Genomic DNA, 21483 nt, shown 5'->3' on the forward strand with positions numbered 1-21483 from the left:
TTGCGTATCCTATTTTTCATATCATTAATATTTTCTATTGCATTTCGTCCTTTAATGCCTGTGATAGATTATGTTTTAAATTATGATAAAATTGCAACTGAACTATGTGAAAATCGCGAAGAACCAGAATTACTTTGTAATGGATTTTGCTATCTGAAGGATGAAGTTTCTAAAAGTGAAAAGAATCTACCGGAAAATCATTTTGTCAAAAATTCGATCAAAGTTCTTGATGCGCTTATACCTCAACAACAATTATTATCATCCAAAACATATTTTTATCAAGAACATAAATCACATATTGATTTTTACCAAGACATTAATTCTGATTATATTATTCGTTTAGTTTTTCATCCGCCAATTATTTAATTTTTTAAAATCTATTTGAACTATAAATTTAGACAACAATTAATTAAAATTAACTAAACAATTAAAAATGAGTAATTTAAAAAATATATTTACACTTACAATTTTAGCAATAACATTTACAGCTTGTAGCAAAGAACAACCAAAACAAGATGATTTTGAAGTAAAACATGTTTCACACGAAGAAATGAAAGCAGCAAAGAAATTAGATGTTGCTGTTGTAAATGAATTTGATCCTATTTGCGGGATGAAAACTGCTGATCATTTAAGTGATACTGCTAATTATGAAGGAAAAACCTACGGTTTTTGTTCGACAATGTGTAAAGATGAGTTTCTAAAAAATCTTGAAAAACATATTCATGAATAAACAATTAATCGCTGTTGTACTTATTATTTTAGGCGTTATTGGATCTATTTTTTGGTTAAAAAATAAACCAAAAGATAAGTTATATAATGTGATGAAAGTTCCTACATTTTCGATGACTAATCAACATAATCAAACAATTACTGATCGGGATATGTTAGGAAAAGTATACGTTGTGGAGTTTTTCTTTACAAGCTGTCCTACGATTTGCCCTGTGATGAGTCATAATTTACGTTCGATAGAAGATGAAATTAACAATCCAAATCTTGGCTTTATTTCCGTTACAATTGATCCGAAACGAGATACGCCTGCTCGTTTGTTAGAATATTCAAAACAAATAGGAGTAAAATCACCGAATTGGCATTATTTGACAGCAAATCGTGAAGTGATTGAACAACTTTCAGATAAATTTAATATTTATGTTGGAAAAGATGAGACAACTGCAGAAGGATTAAATCACAGCGGAAAGCTCGCTTTAGTTGATAAACAAGGAAATATAAGAAGTCGATACAATAAATCAGGCGTTCCTATGTTGTTTTATTCGGGATTAAATTACAAAGATCCTGAAGGTAAAGAGACTTCCCTTTCAGGTGAACATCATCCTGAAATTGAGTATTTAAAAGAAGATATCAAAAAACTTTTAGCAGAATAATAAAAAGCGTCAACAATAGACTGCACCCAAAAGTTTGGACAGATTAAAAATTAATAATTATAAAAATGAGTTCGATATTGTATCGGGCTCATTTTATTTAAGTTCGATTTTATCCTCTCGTTATTGTAATAGTAAATGTATTGTTTTATTTCTTTTTTCAACTCATCAATAGAATTAAATTTTTGTAAATAAAATAGTTCCGATTTCAGTATTCCAAAGAAATTTTCGATAATAGCATTATCCAAACAATTTCCTTTTCTACTCATACTTTGTACGATTCCTTTTTTATTTAATAAAGCTTGATATTGTTTCATCTGATATTGCCATCCTTGATCGGAATGTAATATCAAATCTTTAGTGTCTTTCGTTATTTTAAATGCCTTTTTAAGCATTTGAGTTACTTGATTAAAAACAGGTCGTTCGCTTAACTCATAGCTGATAATTTCTTGATTGTACAGATCCATTATTGGTGATAAATATAGTTTTTTATCTTTTACTTTAAACTCGGTAACATCTGTTACCCATTTTTGGTTGGGTTTATCAGCCTTAAATGCTCTTTGCAAGATGTTTGGTGCAATCTTTCCTTGTTCTCCTTTGTAAGATTTGTATTTTTTTCTTCGAATCAAACTCTTTAATCCTAAGCTATTCATCAGTTTAAGAACAGTTTTATGATTGATGATAGTTCCTGATTTTCTTAATTCATCGGTAATTCGTCGATAGCCATATCGCCCTTTATGCTGATGATAAATGGATTTTATCTTAAGTTTTAATTCCTCGTATTTATCTGTTTTACTACGTGAAATATGATAGTAAAAGCTGCTTCTAGCCATATGTGTACAATCTAAAAGTAAATTTAGATGAAATTCTGGCCTTAATTCATTTATGGCTTGCGTCCAAGTTTCTTTTGTTTTTCTTCCTCGGCTTGAATTAAGGCATTGAACTTTTTTAAGAGTGCAACTTCACAACGTAAACGTTCAATCTCTAACAATAGTTCTTCTTCTCTTGTTAACGGTTGTTTCGATTTTTTAGGTCTACCCTTAGATGTGCTCATAGTCTTGGGACGGCCTTTTGGTTTGGGTTTTAATCCGTCTATTCCAAAGGTAGCAAAATCTTTTTGCCATTTTATAATAACCGATTCACTTGGAATATTAAATTTAACTCTGGCTTCTCGTAAACTAAGAAACTGTTTGGTTATAGACTTAATAACTTTCAACTTAAATTCAACGCTATACGTTTGGTTTTTTTTAGGTTCTATACCTGAAATTCCTTGATTATGATAATCAGAAACCCATTTCTTTAATAAAGAAGCATGTATATTTTCTTTTTTACTAATTGAACGTATTGTTCGATGTTTTTCTAAAACTTCTTTCACACAACGTAACTTAAATGCTACACTATATTTTACTTTTCTTGTCATAAAAAATGCCCCCAAAAGTGTCTAACTTTTTGGGGGCAGTGTACAATGTTGACGCTTTATTTATCTTATATACTTCCCAAATCTTTGAAAAAAGCAACCAACTGATGATTACTTGTCAATTGCAGAGATTCTTTTAGCGATCCCAATCTTTTTTCTACACTACTTTTACTTGAAGGTTTGATATTTCTATCTACTAAAAAATTAGGTATATCTTTTAACAAAACGCCTTTTGATAGCAAGGAAACCAACGTAACATCATACGAGGTAATTTCAAATGTGTTTTTTTGTTTGATGCTTCTTTTCATACCTAACTCTAAATGTTTTTCACCCTCAAAAACAGCTTGAATGGCTTTCTTTAACTCTTTCGAATCTTCCCTTCCTTTTGCAACAAATCCATCAATATCATACTCTTTAAAAAGATTATCAACCATATCAGCTTTTTTCTCTACCGAAAAAACAATAATTTTTAAATGAGGTTGAATAGCTTTTACAGCTTCAATCAAATCCTTTCCTCCTTTCAAAGTTTGTTCGCGATGATCTTCTTCAAATGATAAATCAGAAATCAATAAATCATAAGGTTGCTCATTATGCAAAGCTTTCTTAATTTTCAGAAAAGCATCATCACAATAAAAAGCATAATCCGGATTATCTACATTCAAATCCTTCAAAACTTTTTGAATCGAAATATTAAAACTTTCAAAATCTTCTGCAATCAATACTTTTTTAAACATATTTTTTAAAAATTAGGTTGTTAAATAGGAAACTTGATAATGATTTTCAAACCATTTTCTGTGTCAAAAATAACATCTCCTTTTAAACTAGAAATACGTGAAACCGTATTTTGTAAACCATTTTTAGGATTTAACTCCGAAATTCCAATTCCGTTATCCGAATAATTCATATAAAATTGTTGATTTTCTTGTTTGAAATTCAAGACAACTCGCGAAGCTTGACTATGTTTTTTCATATTCGTCAATAACTCTTGTATGACCAAAAAAATCTCTGCTTTAGCTTGGTGAGAAATAATTGACCAAAGCTCATTTTCGTTTCCGATCAAATATATTTTAGCCTTATCCGAATCAAAAGAACCTATTAATTGTGATAATTTAGCTGCAAAATTTTCATGTTGCGCTTCATCCTTTTTATCATACGAAATATCCCGTGATATTTCATAAACTTCTTCTAATTTATCTAAAATTTCATCTCGATTAAATTCCGATTTATTTTCTATATCAGACATCACATGGTAAATTCCGTTTGCCACCTTGTCATGTACTTTTTTTGAATATTTTAACTCTGTTTTCTTTACCTCTAAAACTTTTTCTTGTTCTAATTTTTGTTTTCTTCTTTTGTGCCAAAAATATGCGAAACACAAAAGCAACAACAACAAAATAACAACAATATATAAGCTTAAAATTTTATTCTTTTTCTTTTCGTTTTCGGCTTCAGCTTCTAAAAAATTTGCTTTATTTTTTTCTGAATCAAAACGAATCAATGCAAATTGATTCTTCGCTTTATTCCGTTCTAATTGAATGCTATCATTGAGTTTTTGATAGGCTTCAAAATATTTTTTAGAATTCGTTGGATTCTCAAGTAAAATCAATTGCTGATAAACTTCTAATTGATCCTCTACGCTCTTATTCTCAAATACAATTGTTTTTCTCTTATAAGCAAAATCCAATGCTTTTTTAACATCTTTATTGGAGAAATAATCTGTCAAATGTGCATAACTAGCATTTTGTCCCCACAAATCATTTTCTTTTATTCGAATATCTAATGCTTTGTTTAGCTCATTTTCTACAACCCGGTTTTTATTTTGCAACCATTTTGTGTACGCTAAATTATCTAAAACACGTGCATATTCTTTTGGGCTATCATGAATCTGTTTCTCATCCAACAAATCTTTATAAATCTTTATAGCTTCATCAAATTGATTATTGTAACGATAACTATTGGCAATATTATTTTGATTGACAATAAAAACGTTCTCATCTTTTGTGAAATCTATTGAATTTTGGAAATAATTTATCGCTTCTTTATAGTTTTTTAATTCATGTGTACTTTGCCCTAAACTATTATAAGCACTCGATAAAGTTTCAGCCTCCTCTTTGATTTGAGGATTTAATAATTTGATAGCTTCTATATTTAATTCCTGACTTCCAAACCAATCTCCCTTTTTATAACTTATATACCCCAAATTAATCAAACATTTTGAAGCCTGATGTTTATTGTTCTGTTTTATAAATTCTGAATAAGCCTTATTGAAATAAACATACGCGCTATCATTCTCTTCTTTTTCGTAAAACTCCCGAGCCTTATCATACGCTTTATTCTGCGAAACTTCATTTTGTTCATCAAATTTATTATCAGAAGATTGACATGAAAAAATAAGTAGTAAAAAAATAAAAAATAAACCTTTTCTCAAACCATTTCAATTACTCAATAAAGCTAAAGAAAAAACGGATAGATTTCTCTATCCGTATTATGTTTATTTTTGAATCATTGGATATATTAACATGAGCTGGGCTGTAGATTAATCATAAAACCTTAATTTTTCATTACATAAAAGATAAAAAATTGAATATTTCGAGGACTTCCTTACCTTTGCAAAATGTCAAGAAAAGCAAAGCAAAAAATCATATTAAATAATATAGAAGTTTTACGTGCTGGTGCAAAAGGTGTATCGGTTGGTAAAACAGAGGAAGGTAAAACTGTTCTGATAAAAGGTGCAATTCCTGGAGATGTTGTAGATGTACACGTTTTGAAGAAAAAAAGCAGCTATTTAGAAGGACAAGCAATCGAAATTCATACAAAATCTCCTTATCGTATTCAACCAGAATGCGAGCATTTCGGTGTTTGTGGTGGATGTAAATGGCAAGATATGAGCTATGATGCCCAACTTAAATTTAAACACGACGAAGTGGTTAACAATTTAGTTCGTATTGGAGGTTTCAAAGATTTAGAAGCAGAAATTGTTCCGATTTTAGGATCTAAAGAACACTATTTTTACCGCAATAAATTAGAGTTTACGTTTTCTAATGCTCGTTGGTTAACGTTAGAAGAAATTCAATCAGGAAAAGAATTTGACGACCGAGATGTGCTTGGATTCCATATTCCAGGAGCTTGGTCTAAAGTTTTAGATGTTACGAAATGTCATTTACAACGTGATCCTTCGAATGCGATTCGTGTCGAAGCAAAACGTTTTGCATTAGAACATAACTTAGATTTCTTCGATCTAAAAAATCAAGAAGGTTTATTGAGAACGCTGATGATCAGAACTTCTCAAAATGGGCAAGTCATGGTTTTAGTTCAATTTTTCCGCGAAGAAAAAGAAAATCGTGAAGCTTTCTTACAAAACTTAAAAGATAAATTTCCAGAAATTACCTCTTTATTGTATGCGATTAATCCAAAGCAAAACGATTCTGTTTATGATTTAGACATCGAAGTTTTTGCTGGTGAGGATCATATTATGGAAAAGATGGAAGATTTAAATTTCAAAATTGGTCCGAAATCTTTTTATCAAACAAATCCAGAACAAGCATACGAATTATACAAATTAACACGTGATTTTGCTGGTTTAACAGGAAACGAATTAGTGTACGATTTATATACAGGAACAGGAACAATTGCACAATTCGTTTCGAAAAATGCAAAAAAAGTAGTGGGTGTAGAATCAGTTCAAGAAGCAATTGATGCGGCGAAAGCAGCAGCTAAATTCAATGGTATTGAAAATTGTGATTTCTATTGTGGTGATATGAAAGATGTCTTAAATCAAGATTTCATCAACGAACATGGAATTCCAGATGTTTTGATTACTGATCCTCCTCGTGATGGAATGCATAAAAAAGTGGTTGAAAATATTTTATTCATGAATCCAAAACGTATTGTTTATGTTTCTTGTAACTCTGCAACACAAGCAAGAGATTTAGAATTGATGAAAGATCAATATAAAATTGTTAAAGTTCAGCCAGTTGATATGTTTCCACAAACACATCATGTAGAAAATATTGTACTTTTAGAACGAATTTAAAATTCAATTCTTTAAAATGAAAAAGTTTCAATCTATTTTAACCATTTCAATCCTCTCTATTTTAACAAGTTTTGTTATCTATAGTTGCGAAGATGATGATATTTGTACAGATGAAGGCGAAGTGCCACGTATGGTTGTAGACATGTATTACAACATTGATAAAACAACAAAATTAGAAGATACAATTTTCTATTGGGCCTATGTTTTAAAAGATTCTATTCCTACAGGAACAAGCAAAGACACTCTATTAATTGATCAAGGTTCTGTCAATATGAAATCGAGTTTTGCTACGCCAATTCGTCAGAATAAGCAAAAAGAAATTTATTATACTGTTGCGCAAGGAAAAGATAGAGAAGTTAAAGATCCTATTACGGGGCAAGTTATTGAAACAATTAAAGCAAAACGAGATCGTTTGGTTTTAACTTACGATACAATTGGAAATGCTTATACGTCTAAAGCATGCGGTTTTGGATTAACTTTTCAAGGAGTTAATGTAAAATTGGTAACCAAAAGTGAAAGTAGCGCTGGAAATTGGATTAAAGGAATAGAAACTGTAAATACTGAAATAAAAGATGGTTCGACAACTATTATTAAGCTTTTTGCTGACGAGCGCAACTAATTTTGCTTTTGCGCAAATAAATAAAACTGACTCAAAAAAAGTAACAGTCACGGATTCTATTCCAAAGAAAAAGAACCATGATATTTTTATTGGTGTAGATGTTTTTAATCCTATTGTAGCAGCTTTTAGCGATAAAAAAGGTGTTAGCGCTTTTGCTTCATACCAAATTAACAATAAATGGCACGCAGTTATAGAAGCTGGTTTTGAGAAAAATAATTTCAACGAAATCAATTGGGATGTAGATGTTGATGGAATTTTTGCGAAAGTTGGTGCAAATTGGTTTGTGACACAAGATGTCGACAATCAATCGAACGGAATTTACATTGGTGGACGTATTGCTTATTCACATTATTCGCAAACAATTAACAGCTATGCGATTCGTGATCTGCAATCAAATGAAATTATTGATACCGGAAGTTTGCCTAAAGCAAATGTAAGTAGTTATTGGATAGAAGCTGTTGTTGGTGGACGTGTAGAGATTTTTAAGAACTTTTATGGTGAATTATCTTTGCACCCTGCAGCGTATATAGGAGGAAAAAAAGATCAAGGAATTGATCCTTTGGTTATTCCTGGTTACGGGAAATATAGCGGACCGTTTAATATGCCAGTTTTTTGGGGAATTGCTTATAAGATAAGGTAAATTACTATTTATATACGAAAAAAAGGAACTCTAATTGAGTTCCTTTTTTAGTTTTGAGAAGATTTCAGATTAATCAAAAACCTTTGCTCCTTTTACTTTTTGATTCGTTAAAGCAATATCCAAAACTTCTTTCATTTCTTTGACGAAATGGAAAGTCATTCCTTTTACGTATTCCGCTTTAATTTCTTCAATATCTTTTCGGTTGTCTTCGCACAAAATAATTTCTTTGATATTTGCACGTTTTGCCGCTAAAATTTTTTCTTTAATTCCACCAACTGGTAACACCTTTCCACGAAGTGTAATCTCACCTGTCATTGCTAATTTCGCTTTCACTTTTCGTTGTGTAAAAGATGAAACTAAAGAAGTCAACATCGTAATTCCGGCAGATGGTCCATCTTTTGGCGTTGCTCCTTCTGGAACGTGAATATGCACTTTATAATTTTCGAAAACTTCTGGTTTAATACCTAATTCATCTGCATGCGATTTGATATATTCTAATGCAATTGTTGCAGATTCCTTCATCACAGTTCCTAAATTACCTGTAATAGAAAGTCCACCATTTTTCGCTTTCGATAAAATTGATTCGATAAATAAAATATCTCCACCAACACTTGTCCAAGCTAAACCTACGACAACTCCAGGAACTTCATTATTTTCATATTGATCTGGCATGATAGAAGGTCCTAAAATTTTAGAAATATCTTCGATTGAATATTTAGCATCAAATTCTTCTTCCAACGCAATGTGTTTTGCAGCTGAACGAACCAATTTAGCAACTTTCTGATTCAATTTACGAACTCCAGATTCGCGTGTATAACCGGTGATTAAATATTCGATTTCTTTTTTTCCTAAAACAACATCTTTCTCTTTCAAACCATGATCTAACAATTGTTTTGGTAAAAGGTGACGTTTTACAATTTCTGTTTTCTCTTCGATGGTGTAACCTGCGATATTAATCATCTCCATACGATCACGTAAAGGACTTGGAATATCTCCAACATTATTTGCTGTCGCGATGAAAAACACTTTAGATAAATCGTAACCAATTTCTAAGAAATTATCATAAAAATTCGAGTTTTGTTCTGGATCTAAAACCTCTAACATTGCTGACGAAGGATCTCCATGTGCACTTGCCGTCATTTTATCAATCTCATCTAATACAAAAACAGGATTAGATGATTCAGATTTTTTGATCGATTGCAAAATACGTCCTGGCATAGCTCCGATATATGTTTTGCGATGTCCGCGAATCTCCGATTCATCATGCAAACCACCCAACGACATTCGTACATATTTACGACCAATCGCATCAGAAATAGAACGTCCTAACGAAGTTTTACCAACACCTGGAGGTCCATATAAACAAAGAATTGGCGAACGCATATCTCCTTTCAATTTCAATACGGCAAGATGTTCTAAAATACGCTCTTTTACATCTTCTAACCCATAATGATCGTGATCTAAGATTTTCTTCGCATGTTTAATATCAAAGTTATCTTTTGTCAACGTATTCCATGGTAAATCCAACATAAATTCAAGGTAATTACGCTGAATATTATGTTCTGGCATTTGTGGATTAAGGCGAGAAAGACGATTAATTTCTTTATCAAAATGGTTTGCTACATCTTCGCTCCAACTCTTTTTTAGAGCTCGTTTGCGCATGTCATTGATTTCTTCTTCCGTCGTGTTTCCTCCTAATTCTTCTTGAATCGACTTGATTTGTTGATTTAAGAAATATTCTTTTTGTTGTTGATCTAATTCTTTTCGAACTTTATTTTGAATGGTATTTTTCAACTCCAATTTCTGAAGTTCAACATTCATAAAACGCATCACTTCCATTGCGCGAAGTTTCATATCAGAAATTTCTAACAACAATTGTTTTTCATCTAAACTCAATGTTAAGTTAGACGCCACAAAATTGATTAAAAATGTATTACTTTCAATACTTTTTATCGCACCTGCAGCTTCAGAAGGTAACATTGGATTTTCTTCTACAATCTGAAAAGCTAAATCACGAATTGACTCAATAATTATTGGGTATTCTTTGTTTCGAGAAGTCGGAACTTTTTCATTCAAAGTCTCTACTTCAGCTTTAAAATAAGGATCGTCTGTAACAAACTCTTTCACTCTAAAGCGTTTCATTCCTTGTAATATCACCGTGATGTTTCCATCTGGTAATTTTATCATTCGCATAATTTTCGCTACAGTTCCTACTGTATATAAATCGTCTTGTGTAGGATCTTCCACAGCAATTTCTTTCTGCGAAAGCACTCCAATAATGCGATCTTCTTTGTAAGCTTGTGTTAAAAGCTGTATAGATTTATCTCTACCTGCTGTAATTGGCGCAACAACACCAGGAAATAAGACAGTGTTTCTTAACGATAAAATAGGCAATACCGAAGAAATATCTTGCTTATTTAGCTTACTTTCTTCGTCTTTACTCATCAAAGGAATTAATTCTATTTCTTCTTCCATTACTTGTGCTAATGACAAATTGTCTATGTTCATAATTTTTTTGTACGTTCAAAGTGTCAGTAAAACTATTTTTAACTGACGTTGACTTTTCTTATAATCCGAAAAACCACATAATAGTTCTTGATTAAAGCGTTTAGAAAAGTGAGTATAAATAAGTCAAACGTTATGCCAATAAAATATATTGTCAGTTTTTCAATAAAGGTTTTGAATGAGAATAAATAGTTATTTTCACAAAAGATAAATTTTATTCATAGTTTTAAAATCAATTACACAATTAAAATCAATGATAAAATATTACATATTCTTCATACTATTTATTTTAGGTTATACTACCATTTTTTCTCAATGGTCTGGCTTTTCACCAATTTCAGAAACCTACTCTTCTAATGGAATATATAAGTTAAAATCTATTTCATATGATGATTTTATACCTAATTTAAAAGGTGAATCAATTATATTTTTTAATCGAGAACGTGATAGTTTGAGACAAAATAAGGTATATTATAAACTAAATAGATCATTTGATTTAGATGAAAATTTTCCTTTCTTTCTTGCAATAAGTAATGATGGGAGAAAAATAATCTATTTTACAAATTATATAAACAGCCAAAATATAGAGGAAAGAAATGTGACTTATTATATTGATGGAAAAATAGCTAAAACTTATTCCTCTGAAGAGTTTACCAATTGTGATAAAAACAAAGAGAAATGCAGACTATTTTATGAAACCGAAAATAGAAATTTGTTCGAAAACTATACCTCTACCTACAAAGAGTACAATAGATCTTTATCAGAGAAAGATGTTTTTTTAACTAAAAATTTCATCTTCAATAAAAATGATACTATTTACCTTATAGATAACAGAAAACAAGTTACACTTTTTGATTTAGACAAAGGAGAAATAATCAAATCTAACATTGATTTTGACTCTATTTACACTACTATAAAAAATATTGAAACTATTAAAAGCAAAATTACAAGTTATGAATACCCATATAAATATATAATAGATGTCAAAAACTCTCTTACTAATGAAAAAATATCAGAAAGTATTAGTAAACTATCTAACTTAAAATTTATTCCGCTTGAGGATTCAACTTATAATAAATACAAACTACATAGAATAGATTTAAGCGGATATCTAAACCGAAATGGAAAATTTGAAATCCAAAATTTAAAAACAGATTCTATCTTTAATAAACAACAAATTGAAAACTATCTTTTAAATTCAACTTTTGAAACTGATTTTATTCCAAAAGAAGTTGACAAAATATATATCACAAATTTCTTTGGTGGCTACAGAAATTATGATGATAAAATTGCTGAATTAGAAACAATAAAAGATAAAGAAAAAAGAAGAATTGAAAGTGAAAAAAGACTTACTTTAGAAAAAATTGATAATATATACATTCCAAAAAATTTATATGAATCATTAACAGAATTAGATAAAATATTAGATTTCGAAGCTAAAAAAGAACTGAAAGAATCAACAGATACTTTTATGTTTAATTCTCACATGGGTGGTTTGGGTATGTGGATAAGAAACAAGTGGGGAATTAATGGTGGTTCTAGATTATCGAAATATTTTAATGATAGAAATACTGGAAAACAAATGTTTGGAAACGATGTAATTTCTGGCTTAATAATAAAACAATATATCTTATGGTTAAAAGGTGATAAAACGTCATGGAATAAATGGGAGGAAGAAAATCCAGTGAAATAAAAAAATCGGGATTTACCCGATTTTAGATTTTGCGATTACTTTGCGATATAATTCTTCATATTGTGGAAGAATATTCGTTTTATCAAATCGTATAGCTTGTTCTTTTGCCTGATGACTAAATTCTGCCAAACGCTTTTCGTCCTCTAAAATATAGATTGCTTTTTGAGCCATCATTTCTACATCGCCGACTGGACAAACAAAACCAGTTACACCGTCTATATTAACTTCTGGAATTCCTCCTGCATTTGATGATATTACAGGTACACTTGCTGCCATTGCTTCTAACGCTGCCAAACCAAAACTTTCTTGTTCAGAAGGTAAAAGGAATAAATCTGCCGCTTTCAATACATCGTTCAAATCACTTACCATTCCAAGACTTTTTACTTTATCTTGAATCCCTAAATCTTGAATCATTTGATCTGCCATTTCCCATTCTGGTCCTTCTCCAGCAATGATTAATTTGGATGGGATTTGTTTTTGAATCAAATTAAATGTACTGATCACATCTTGTATACGTTTTACTTTTCGTAAGTTAGAGGTATGTAAAATAACTTTCTCCTTTGGTAGCGCAAAATTATCACGACAACAGACGCATTTTTCTGGTAAATATTGATCGTTATCGATAAAATTTGGTACAACTTCTATCTCATTTGTAATATCAAATGCACATAAAGTTTCTTGTTTTAAACTTTCGGAAACCGATGTAACTACATCCGATTCATTAATTGAAAATTCAACAGCCGTTTTATACACAGGATGTTTCCCAACTAATGTAATGTCTGTTCCATGCAAAGTTGTCACGATTGGTAAATGATACCCTTTTCTTGCCAACATTTGTTTTGTAAAATATGCGGCATACGCATGCGGAATGGCGTAATGTACATGCACCAAATCTAATTCGTAATGTAACACTTTATCATATAAAATTGTACTCAACGCCAAATCATAGGGTTGATATTGAAACAATGGATAAGTCTCAACATGAATACGATGAAAGTATATATTTGGTAATTTAATGTTTAATCTTGCAGGTACATTTGTACTAAAAAAATGTACTTCATGCCCTTTCTCCGCTAAATCCATTCCGAGTTCTGTTGCTACAATTCCACTACCTCCGTAGGTTGGATAGCATACAATTCCTATTTTCATTCGCGATTTTTATTTAGACAAATTTAAGGCAAAATTGCGTCATATATTACTTGTCGGATATTTTCTCTCACTTTTTTTATCGATAAATAATTTGGTTCAATAGTTTGATTCACTCTATTTGATAGAAAAATATAAACAATATTGTATTTAGGATCCGCCCAGACCATAGTTCCTGTAAAACCTGTATGACCAAAACTTTCGGCTGATGGACCTTTTGTAGAAACCGTTTGCATTTTGTCAAAGCCTGCACCTCGATGATTTCCTTTGAATTGTTGTTTGGTAAATTCTGCAACCACTTCTGGTTTCAAATAAACCTCATCACCATATTCGCCACCATTCAAATAGAGTTGCATCAACTTTGCCAAATCAATCGAGTTAGAAAATAACCCCGCATGACCAGCAATTCCGCCAATCATCGCTGCACCTTGATCGTGTACAAAACCATGCACCAATTGATTTCTGTAGGTTTTATCGTATTCAGTTGGAATGATATCTTCTAAACTAAATTTTTCTTTCGGATTAAAAGTGGTACGGTACATTCCAAGATTTTGGTAAAATTTTTCTTGCGTTAATTGATTTAGATCTTTTCCAAAATCTTTTTCTAATTTCTTCTTAAAAATATAATAGCCTAAATCTGAGTATTCATAAGACTTACGACCAAGTTGTGATTTATAAATATCTTCATAAATCGTATCTTTTATCGAATTGATGATATAAATATTATCCGTTACTTTTATTTGATGCTCCTCATCTTGTTTACGTGAATAGAAATCCAAATAAAGACGCGCATTTTTCACATTAACCGTTTCGTTGTAAAAGCCAATCCAAGGTTTAAGACCAGCTTGATGTGCCAAAACTTCACGAACTTTTAAAGAAGATTTGTTCGTATTCTTAGCATCGGTATCAATTTCACCAACTGTTTGATCAAGGTTTAATTTACCTTCGCCGACCCCCAACATCAACAAAGGCAACGTTGCCGTCACCTTTGTTACAGAAGCAACATCATACAAATCTGTCCACTTCACTTTTTTTGAAGAATTTTTATCTTGTGTTCCAAAGCTTTTGTCGTACACGACTTTTCCATCTTTCGCAACTAAAATTTGCATTCCAGGCGTGTAACGATTTGCTATTGCTTCTTCGGCAAGTCTATCTATTTCTGAGAGTTTTTTTTTCCTAAACTTACATTTTCAGGCGCTGTAAACCCTAAACGATTGATATGTTTTGTTACAATTCCTTGACCTTCCTTCAAATTTTGATTGATATCTACAGGAAAAGTTCCGTCAGCATCAATTGCTCCAAAAATAATTTGTGCTGCTGCTGCTTGCGCATCTTTCGTATTTTGATAATGAACCGTAACGGCATCTAAATTTGATAAATCAAGATCTTTCAATCCATAAGGACTTGTAAACAATGAAAAGATTTTCTTTTTGTCTTTTGGCAATGCATTCAATATAGCTTTCGAATTTGCAGACAATTTATAAGGTTTGTAAACTGTTTCATTTGACAAAAATGCCCCAGCAATAACAACATCATAATCATTTAGTAAATTGATTTGATTTGGATTTGAAATTTTTACTAACTCAACATTTGTATATTTTTGTAAATGTGTCAAAAATTGATCATAATCAGTTTGTTCCAATGGGACAAACGCTATTTTTTGATTTATTTTTTTGATTGGTAAAACCTTGTGTTGATTTTTAACCACAGTTGAAGCTTTCTCGAAAATTTTTGTTGTTAAAGCTAAATTTTCAGGCGAGTTTAAATCTTCTAAAACATTTGCTGGATTTAATGGTTTTATCTCGTTTAAACCTGTGATGTATTTGGCCATTAAAATTTTCTTCACACTTTCTTCTAAACGTGCTTCAGAAATTTCTCCATTGTTAATTGCATCGATAATTTTTTGTTTCCCGATATGTACATTTTGAGAAAACAGTAAAATATCATTTCCAGCCACAAAAGCTCTATAATCTACATCGCCTGCAGGAAATCTTTTTGCTACACCATCCATATTCAACGCGTCTGTAATCACAATTCCTTTAAACTGTAATTCACCTTTCAAATAATCTGTAATAATTCGTTTGGATAAGGTTGAAGGAATAGTAGCATCTGGCTCCAAAGCTGGAACATTAAGATGTGCTATCATGATTGATTGTACACCAGCTTCAATCATTTTCTTGAAAGGTGCAATATGGTATTTTTCTAAATCAGTTTTATTATCCGGTATCAATGGTAAAACTTTGTGCGAATCTTGGTCGGTATTTCCATGTCCTGGAAAATGTTTTGCAGACGATAAAACATTTTGTGTACGCATTCCGTTCATATAAGCAATTCCTTTTTCTGCTACACGATCGGGATTAGAGCCAAACGAACGATTTCCAATCACTGGATTATTCGAATTGACATTGACATCAACCGAAGGTGAAAAATTAAATTGTACACCCATTCTATTCGCTTGCAAACCGATTTGTTTCCCTACTTGATACACCAAATTATTATCTCGTAATGCTCCAAGTGTCATATTCCAAGGAAAACGTTCTACACTTTTCAAACGCATTGCTAATCCCCATTCTGCATCCATTCCTATTAACAAAGGCGTTTTTGAAATGGATTGAAATTTATTGGTTAACTCGATTTGATGAACAGCTTGATCTTGCATAAAAATCAAACCTCCGATATGTTCTTCTTCGATTAATTTTTGAATCTCAATCTCATGCGCAGCATCTCTATTTGTATACGCAGCTACAATAAATAATTGTCCAACTTTCTCTTCTAATGTCATGGTACTGTATTTTTCATCAACCCATTTCATTTGAATGGAATCCTTAAATAATGGAGAAATTTGTTGCGCTTTTGTCGCGATAGGTAAAATAATTGTTAAGAATACGTATGTTATAACTTTTTTCATGCTAGAATAAATTAATTTTGTATGTTTTTTCCCTTTGATAAAAACTTTTTTTTTAAAGGCTTACCGATTAGGATTGGTAAATTTATAGTAAATTGTGAAATTAAATAAAATTATATGAGTATTTTCAGTGTTGTACAGGATAGTATGTTAAATCATCCTGGACTAGTAACTGTTTTTGGAGTAGCTGTAATTATTATGCTACTTTTAGATTTAGGTGTTTTTAACAAAAACGCACATGTTGTTTCGAATAAAGAAGCACTTATCTGGACGATTGTTTGGATTTCCTTAGCAATGATTTTTAGTGGAGTAATTTATTTTGTTTTCAAGGAAGCTGATGGGCACGCGTTTGCTCTCAACAAATTCTCCCAATTTCAGGCGGCTTATTGGATTGAAAAAGCGTTATCCGTCGACAATCTATTTGTTTTTATTTTAGTTTTCGGGTTCTTTAAAATTCCAAAGGAATATCAACATAAAGTTCTCTTTTGGGGAATTTTAGGTGCATTATTATTCCGTGCAATCTTTATTTTTGCTGGAGTTGAATTAATCAAAATGACTTATTTACCTTCTTTTTCTATTGGAGATTGGCACTTTAATTTAGGTGATGAAGCAACGCACGCTAATTTTGCTGCAAAAGAATTTTTCCGTCCAAATGTAGTTTTAACTCTTTTCGGATTCTTCCTAATTGTAGCGGGAATCAAATCTTGGAAATCAAGTGATGAAGATGAAAATCAAGATTTATCACAAAACCTTGGAGTAAAATTGGTGCACAAATTTTTTAAAGTAACACCTAATTTTGATGGAGATAAATTCTTCAGTGTACAAAACGGAATCAAAATGGCGACGCCTCTTTTCGTTGCATTGATGGTGATTGAAGTAACAGATTTAGTATTTGCTGTAGATAGTATTCCTGCGATTTTTGCTGTTGCTCCAGACGATCCTTTTATTCTTTATTCATCTAATATTTTTGCTATTTTAGGATTGCGTTCGTTGTATTTCTTGTTAGCAAACTCGATGGATAAATTCAATAAATTACACTATGGTTTGGCTGTAATTTTAACTTTCATTGGAATTAAAATGATCATTATGCCTTTCTATCATTTCGAATCGACTGTTTCATTATCAATAATTGGTGGAGTTTTATTAACAACAATTATATGGTCTTTGCTTTCGAATCGAACAGAAAAAAGTAATTAAATAAATTATAAAACAAAAAATCTCCATTCTGAAAATGGAGATTTTTTTATTGTTTTAGTTATGCTTATTTCTTTACAGCATCTTTTAGAGGCTTCGTAACTTCCGTTACACTTTTTACTTCAGCTGTTTCTTTCAATGATTTTGTAGGACTTTCGTTTCCTCTGTGACACATGATACATGTTACAACATTAATCATTTCAGGATTATTTGCATTTTCCCAGTTGAAATTTTTAGCGTTTATTTCGCGTGTCATTACAATCATATGACGAGCAAATTCTTTCTCTTTTTTTGCATCGCTCGAAAAATCTAACTTTCCTGTTTCAGGATTCGCCGCATGGCAAAAATTACATTTTACGCCTAAGGCATCATTATATCCACGCATCAAACCTTTCAAACTATCTTCAGAAATATTTTGTGGTAAAACTTTTAAATTTTTCCATTCAGAAGTTGCAATTGCTTTTCCTGTATCAATTTGACGAGAAGTTGTAAAAGAAAAAATACTAAACATCAAAGCTGCTGTTCCCAAAGAAGCTACAATTTTATTCGATTTCATTTTTGATTAATTTTATTTTCCCAAGGTAAAAAATTATTAATCCTAAACTATTTATTTAAAAAATTTGGAATAATTTTAAATAAATGGTTTAAAATCTCCAAACCAACAAACGAGAAACTTTATTTCCTTGTTGCATATTTACAATTCTGTAATCTCTTACTTTTTCACGTTTCAAAATTCCTTCTAAAATTCGAACATTCTCTTTCTTAGAAACTAAAGTTGTAAACCATTTTACTTGATGTTTGAAATCTGTACTTTCTTTAATCATTTTAGTGATAAATAAACGCTCTCCACCTCTACACCAAAGTTCTGAATTATTTCCACCAAAGTTTTGAATAGGTTTTTGATCCGATTTTTGACCTAAATTTTTCAATTTACGCATGGTTTGTTCCATCACTTCTTGATTTGATCTAAAAAATGGCGGATTACAAATCGTAATGTCGAATTTTTCACCTTGTTTTATAATATTCTTAAAAATATTATTTGGATTAAATTGCATTCTTATCTCTACTTTATTGCGTAATCGTGTATTTTTCTTCACGATTTCTTCCGCATTTTTGAAAGATGCATAATCCAATTCTGCTCCTACAAAATTCCAATCATATTCGTGATTTCCAATAATCGGATAAATACAATTCGCACCAACTCCAATATCTAAAACTCTTACGTCTTTTCCGCGTGGAATTACTCCATCAAAACCTTCGCCCAAAATATCTGCGATATAATGAATATAATCTGCACGACCTGGGATAGGTGGACATAAGTTATCTTTTGGTAATTCCCAATAATCAATATCGTAATACGTTTTTAACAAAGCTTTGTTTAACGCTTTTACTGCTTCTCTGTCCGAAAAATTAATCGTTGGTTCGTTCTCTTTATTTGGTTTGATATATTTAGAAAGTGCTGGATGAATAGCACATAGTTTCTCAAAATTATAGGGCGCTAAATGACGATTGCGCGAATGTAATTTTTTTAATTTACTCTTTTTTTCGGGAGTATCCATACAAAAATATTTATGCAAAAATAAGACAACCTTTGCATTTATCTGCAAAGGTTGTTTTTGATTTCGATTATTTTAATTGTTTTTGTAATGTTTCTATTTGTTTCAACAAATGATGAATCACTTCTAAACCTTCTAAATTAACGCCTAAATCATAATGAAATTGAATAAATCGTTCGATTAATTTCAAATCATTTTCTTCGATAAAATATTCTTGGTTACGTTCGTGTAAAACGACTAAATCATTCTTGTATAAATCAATTAAAAATTGAGGTTCAATCTGATGATATTGACAATATTGAACAACTGATATTGTGATGTTTTTCATGGTTTTATACTTTTTTAATTGAACGTAATTTCTCGAATAATTCTTTCTCTTCGACCGATAATTGCGTCGGAATTTTGACAGAAAATGTCACATACAAATCTCCAAACTGATTCTCTTTCTTATAAATTGGCAAACCTTTTCCTTTCAATTTTACCTTTTTATTATTTTCTGTTCCTTCTTTAATTGGCACTTTTACTTTTCCAGAAAGTGTATCAATCATCACTTCTCCTCCCAGTATTGCGTCGTACATATCCACCTCAACGGTTGTCGATAAATCCGCACCATTCACTTCAAACTGTGTATTATTTTGAATATGAAATGTGATATACAAATCTCCATTCGGACCATTGTTATAGCCTTTCCCGCCATGACCTTTTATCTTAATTGTTTGTCCATCTTCTACACCTGCAGGAATTGTAATTCGAATATTTTTACCATTTACAGCGAAAGTTTGTTTGTGAGAAGTCAACGTATCTGTCAAATTCAATGTCAAACTGGCATTTACATCTTGTCCTTTATAACCTGTTGAACGGCTTCTACCTTCGCGTCCAAACATCGAACTAAAAAAATCTGAATAACCATCAAAATCATCGAATCCTTCAGCTCCATCAAAATCTCTATTACTATATTGATATTGTTGATGTTGTTGACGAGCTTTTTCATATTCTTCTCCATGTTGCCAATTTTCCCCATACTTATCGTATTTTTTACGTTTTTCTGGATCGCTCAGCACTTCGTTTGCTTCGTTTAATTCTTTAAATTTATGTGCAGCTTCTTCATTATTGGGATTAAGATCAGGGTGATACTTACGCGCCAATTTCCGATACGCTTTTTTTATCTCATCTTGTGATGCGTTTTTTTGCAAACCTAATGTTGTATAATAATCTATAAAAGCCATAGTAATTTATAAGTTTTGTGATTTAAATCAATCAAAATCAGTTCCAATTTTAACAAAACTGACAAGTCGACTCATACTTTGATGTCTATTATAACTTTTTTAATGTTTTATCCGAAATAGATAAATTTATTATGATTAATTCATAATATTTTAAAAATAATTTGGATATATTCAAAAAAAACAAGTATTTTCAATTCATAAAATAGTAGAAATGAATAGTAGATATTTTTCGAAAAATATATTAATTGGATCAGCCGTTGCTGATGCATTAGGAGTGCCAGTTGAGTTTAAAAGTAGGCAAGATTTACAGCAAAATCCAATAACAGATATGATAGGTTATGGAACTTACAATATGCCTCCCGGAACTTTTTCCGATGACAGCTCGTTGATGTTTTGTTTGGCCGAATCACTTTGTAATGGATACAATGTTAACGATATTGCAGAAAAATTTCAGATGTGGATGCACGAAGGTTACTGGACTGCTGACGGTGAAGTTTTTGATGTTGGAATTACGACAAGAAAAGCGATTAATCGCCTACGAGTAGTAAAACATCCAAGTGAAGCTGGTTCTAAAGAGGAAGGTGACAATGGAAATGGTTCGTTGATGCGCATTTTACCTTTGGCTGTTTTTACAAAAGATTTATCGATTGAAGAACGTTTCGAAATTGTAAAAGAAGTTTCGTCTATTACGCATGCACACAATCGTTCTATTTTAGCTTGTGTTTATTATATTGAATTTGCATTGAACACTTTGGATGCTGAAAATTTGGAAGAAGCATATTTGAATACTAATTTTTGGTTGAAATTATTTTTAGAAGAAAATGAAATCTATAAAAAAGAGCTTACATACTTTGATCGAATTTTAAGTGGAAAACTAATTGATCTAAAAGAAGATGATATAAATTCAACGGGTTATGTGATTGATAGTTTAGAAGCTTCTATTTGGTGTTTATTACATACCGATTCGTATAAAAACTGTGTTTTAAAAGCTGTTAATTTAGGACATGACACCGATACAACTGCATGTATTGCTGGCGGAATAGCCGGAATTTTTTATGGAATAGAAACTATACCTTCTCATTGGATCGAACAATTAGCTCGCGTAAATGATATTCTTCTTTTAGCAAAACAATTGGAAGAAAAGTACGAGTTTTAGAAAGATTATTTTATCTT

At 31.1% G+C, this 21483-nt stretch carries 20 protein-coding genes; 9 read left to right on the forward strand and 11 right to left on the reverse strand.

From position 1 onward, the window contains the following. The first annotated feature begins 54 nt into the window (after positions 1–54). From NZD85_RS04535 to NZD85_RS04545, 3 genes are all read left to right on the forward strand, one after another. Entirely contained in the window at positions 55–366 is a 312-nt protein-coding gene (locus tag NZD85_RS04535; RefSeq protein ID WP_260543709.1) for a hypothetical protein, read from the forward strand. 67 nt (positions 367–433) lie between these two features. Further along, positions 434–730 carry a YHS domain-containing protein gene (locus NZD85_RS04540; protein ID WP_260543710.1) on the forward strand — a complete coding sequence of 99 codons (297 nt, stop codon included), beginning with the start codon at positions 434–436 and terminating at the stop codon, positions 728–730. Further along, positions 723–1379 carry an SCO family protein gene (locus NZD85_RS04545; protein WP_260543713.1) on the forward strand — a complete coding sequence of 219 codons (657 nt, stop codon included), beginning with the start codon at positions 723–725 and terminating at the stop codon, positions 1377–1379. Before NZD85_RS04540 ends, NZD85_RS04545 begins: the two co-directional genes overlap by 8 nt. 50 nt (positions 1380–1429) lie before the next feature. Here NZD85_RS04545 and NZD85_RS04550 read toward each other — a convergent pair. The 3 genes from NZD85_RS04550 to NZD85_RS04560 form a co-directional block, all read right to left on the reverse strand. After that, a protein-coding gene (locus NZD85_RS04550) for an IS3 family transposase (protein WP_260543715.1) occupies positions 1430–2796 on the reverse strand; the annotation gives its coding sequence in 2 pieces (ribosomal slippage) (positions 1430–2337 and positions 2337–2796; 1368 coding nt in all). Between the two features lie 65 nt (positions 2797–2861). Beyond that, a complete protein-coding gene (locus NZD85_RS04555; protein WP_260543718.1) occupies positions 2862–3527 on the reverse strand; it encodes a response regulator in 666 nt (221 codons plus the stop codon). Between the two features lie 20 nt (positions 3528–3547). Then, complete coding sequence (locus NZD85_RS04560; protein ID WP_260543721.1) at positions 3548–5221, reverse strand: tetratricopeptide repeat-containing sensor histidine kinase; 1674 nt, start codon at positions 5219–5221, stop codon at positions 3548–3550. Positions 5222–5407: 186 nt separating this feature from the next. On the opposite strand from NZD85_RS04560, the gene rlmD reads away from it, so the two are divergent. From rlmD to NZD85_RS04575, 3 genes are read left to right on the forward strand one after another with little or no spacing between them, the layout of a single operon-like run. Next, complete coding sequence (gene rlmD, locus NZD85_RS04565; RefSeq protein WP_225539288.1) at positions 5408–6826, forward strand: 23S rRNA (uracil(1939)-C(5))-methyltransferase RlmD; 1419 nt, start codon at positions 5408–5410, stop codon at positions 6824–6826. A 16-nt stretch (positions 6827–6842) separates the two neighbouring features. Then, the gene (locus tag NZD85_RS04570) at positions 6843–7445 is read left to right on the forward strand and encodes a DUF6452 family protein (RefSeq protein WP_260543724.1); all 603 of its coding nucleotides are present in this window, start codon (positions 6843–6845) and stop codon (positions 7443–7445) included. Further along, positions 7399–8085 (forward strand): DUF6048 family protein, encoded by a 687-nt coding sequence (locus NZD85_RS04575; protein WP_260543726.1) that lies wholly within the window; start codon positions 7399–7401, stop codon positions 8083–8085. Before NZD85_RS04570 ends, NZD85_RS04575 begins: the two co-directional genes overlap by 47 nt. Positions 8086–8154: 69 nt before the next feature. Here the strand turns inward: NZD85_RS04575 and lon are convergent, their stop codons facing one another. Continuing rightward, positions 8155–10593 carry an endopeptidase La gene (gene lon / locus NZD85_RS04580; RefSeq protein WP_260543739.1) on the reverse strand — a complete coding sequence of 813 codons (2439 nt, stop codon included), beginning with the start codon at positions 10591–10593 and terminating at the stop codon, positions 8155–8157. Between the two features lie 250 nt (positions 10594–10843). Here lon and NZD85_RS04585 point away from each other — a divergent pair, with 250 nt between their 5' ends. Further along, complete coding sequence (locus NZD85_RS04585; RefSeq protein ID WP_260543742.1) at positions 10844–12283, forward strand: DUF6794 domain-containing protein; 1440 nt, start codon at positions 10844–10846, stop codon at positions 12281–12283. A gap of 12 nt (positions 12284–12295) precedes the next feature. Here NZD85_RS04585 and bshA read toward each other — a convergent pair whose 3' ends face one another. From bshA to NZD85_RS04600, 3 genes are read right to left on the reverse strand one after another with little or no spacing between them, the layout of a single operon-like run. Then, positions 12296–13432, reverse strand: coding sequence for an N-acetyl-alpha-D-glucosaminyl L-malate synthase BshA (gene bshA, locus NZD85_RS04590; RefSeq protein WP_260543756.1), 1137 nt, complete (start codon positions 13430–13432; stop codon positions 12296–12298). A 23-nt stretch (positions 13433–13455) separates the two neighbouring features. Then, positions 13456–14538, reverse strand: coding sequence for a serine hydrolase domain-containing protein (locus tag NZD85_RS04595; RefSeq protein ID WP_260543766.1), 1083 nt, complete (start codon positions 14536–14538; stop codon positions 13456–13458). A gap of 44 nt (positions 14539–14582) precedes the next feature. Next, positions 14583–16337, reverse strand: a complete 1755-nt coding sequence (locus NZD85_RS04600) for a glycoside hydrolase family 3 protein (RefSeq protein WP_260543768.1) — start codon at positions 16335–16337, stop codon at positions 14583–14585. A gap of 114 nt (positions 16338–16451) precedes the next feature. Between NZD85_RS04600 and NZD85_RS04605 the strand changes: the two genes are divergently transcribed. After that, positions 16452–17531: a TerC family protein gene (locus NZD85_RS04605; RefSeq protein ID WP_171623054.1), complete on the forward strand. Its 1080-nt coding sequence runs from the start codon at positions 16452–16454 to the stop codon at positions 17529–17531. A 64-nt stretch (positions 17532–17595) separates the two neighbouring features. Here the strand turns inward: NZD85_RS04605 and NZD85_RS04610 are convergent, their stop codons facing one another. The 4 genes from NZD85_RS04610 to NZD85_RS04625 all read right to left on the reverse strand — a co-directional run bounded on the left by NZD85_RS04610 (position 17596) and on the right by NZD85_RS04625 (position 20310). After that, positions 17596–18084 carry a c-type cytochrome gene (locus NZD85_RS04610; protein ID WP_260543770.1) on the reverse strand — a complete coding sequence of 163 codons (489 nt, stop codon included), beginning with the start codon at positions 18082–18084 and terminating at the stop codon, positions 17596–17598. An 88-nt stretch (positions 18085–18172) separates the two neighbouring features. Continuing rightward, a complete protein-coding gene (gene rlmF, locus NZD85_RS04615) occupies positions 18173–19087 on the reverse strand; it encodes a 23S rRNA (adenine(1618)-N(6))-methyltransferase RlmF (RefSeq protein WP_260543772.1) in 915 nt (304 codons plus the stop codon). A 67-nt stretch (positions 19088–19154) separates the two neighbouring features. Further along, positions 19155–19412 carry a chaperone modulator CbpM gene (locus NZD85_RS04620; protein ID WP_171621988.1) on the reverse strand — a complete coding sequence of 86 codons (258 nt, stop codon included), beginning with the start codon at positions 19410–19412 and terminating at the stop codon, positions 19155–19157. A gap of 4 nt (positions 19413–19416) precedes the next feature. Further along, positions 19417–20310 (reverse strand): DnaJ C-terminal domain-containing protein, encoded by an 894-nt coding sequence (locus NZD85_RS04625; protein ID WP_260543775.1) that lies wholly within the window; start codon positions 20308–20310, stop codon positions 19417–19419. A gap of 211 nt (positions 20311–20521) precedes the next feature. Between NZD85_RS04625 and NZD85_RS04630 the strand changes: the two genes are divergently transcribed. Then, complete coding sequence (locus tag NZD85_RS04630) at positions 20522–21466, forward strand: ADP-ribosylglycohydrolase family protein (RefSeq protein ID WP_260543777.1); 945 nt, start codon at positions 20522–20524, stop codon at positions 21464–21466. The last annotated feature ends 17 nt before the right edge of the window (positions 21467–21483 follow it).

The sequence above is a fragment of the Empedobacter stercoris genome (assembly GCF_025244765.1).
Classification (GTDB): domain Bacteria; phylum Bacteroidota; class Bacteroidia; order Flavobacteriales; family Weeksellaceae; genus Empedobacter; species Empedobacter stercoris.

What these genes read in the sequence shown, in the direction of transcription:
- lon (WP_260543739.1), bottom strand. Translation starts at nt 10,593, where the DNA reads ATGAACATAGACAATTTGTCATTAGCACAAGTAATGGAAGAAGAAATA.
- rlmD (WP_225539288.1), top strand. Translation starts at nt 5,408, where the DNA reads ATGTCAAGAAAAGCAAAGCAAAAAATCATATTAAATAATATAGAAGTT.
- rlmF (WP_260543772.1), bottom strand. Translation starts at nt 19,087, where the DNA reads ATGGATACTCCCGAAAAAAAGAGTAAATTAAAAAAATTACATTCGCGC.
- NZD85_RS04585 (WP_260543742.1), top strand. Translation starts at nt 10,844, where the DNA reads ATGATAAAATATTACATATTCTTCATACTATTTATTTTAGGTTATACT.
- NZD85_RS04610 (WP_260543770.1), bottom strand. Translation starts at nt 18,084, where the DNA reads ATGAAATCGAATAAAATTGTAGCTTCTTTGGGAACAGCAGCTTTGATG.
- NZD85_RS04605 (WP_171623054.1), top strand. Translation starts at nt 16,452, where the DNA reads ATGAGTATTTTCAGTGTTGTACAGGATAGTATGTTAAATCATCCTGGA.
- NZD85_RS04625 (WP_260543775.1), bottom strand. Translation starts at nt 20,310, where the DNA reads ATGGCTTTTATAGATTATTATACAACATTAGGTTTGCAAAAAAACGCA.
- NZD85_RS04555 (WP_260543718.1), bottom strand. Translation starts at nt 3,527, where the DNA reads ATGTTTAAAAAAGTATTGATTGCAGAAGATTTTGAAAGTTTTAATATT.
- NZD85_RS04535 (WP_260543709.1), top strand. Translation starts at nt 55, where the DNA reads ATGCCTGTGATAGATTATGTTTTAAATTATGATAAAATTGCAACTGAA.
- NZD85_RS04630 (WP_260543777.1), top strand. Translation starts at nt 20,522, where the DNA reads ATGAATAGTAGATATTTTTCGAAAAATATATTAATTGGATCAGCCGTT.
- NZD85_RS04545 (WP_260543713.1), top strand. Translation starts at nt 723, where the DNA reads ATGAATAAACAATTAATCGCTGTTGTACTTATTATTTTAGGCGTTATT.
- NZD85_RS04600 (WP_260543768.1), bottom strand. Translation starts at nt 16,337, where the DNA reads ATGAAAAAAGTTATAACATACGTATTCTTAACAATTATTTTACCTATC.
- NZD85_RS04595 (WP_260543766.1), bottom strand. Translation starts at nt 14,538, where the DNA reads ATGCAAATTTTAGTTGCGAAAGATGGAAAAGTCGTGTACGACAAAAGC.
- NZD85_RS04575 (WP_260543726.1), top strand. Translation starts at nt 7,399, where the DNA reads ATGGTTCGACAACTATTATTAAGCTTTTTGCTGACGAGCGCAACTAAT.
- NZD85_RS04570 (WP_260543724.1), top strand. Translation starts at nt 6,843, where the DNA reads ATGAAAAAGTTTCAATCTATTTTAACCATTTCAATCCTCTCTATTTTA.
- NZD85_RS04540 (WP_260543710.1), top strand. Translation starts at nt 434, where the DNA reads ATGAGTAATTTAAAAAATATATTTACACTTACAATTTTAGCAATAACA.
- NZD85_RS04620 (WP_171621988.1), bottom strand. Translation starts at nt 19,412, where the DNA reads ATGAAAAACATCACAATATCAGTTGTTCAATATTGTCAATATCATCAG.
- bshA (WP_260543756.1), bottom strand. Translation starts at nt 13,432, where the DNA reads ATGAAAATAGGAATTGTATGCTATCCAACCTACGGAGGTAGTGGAATT.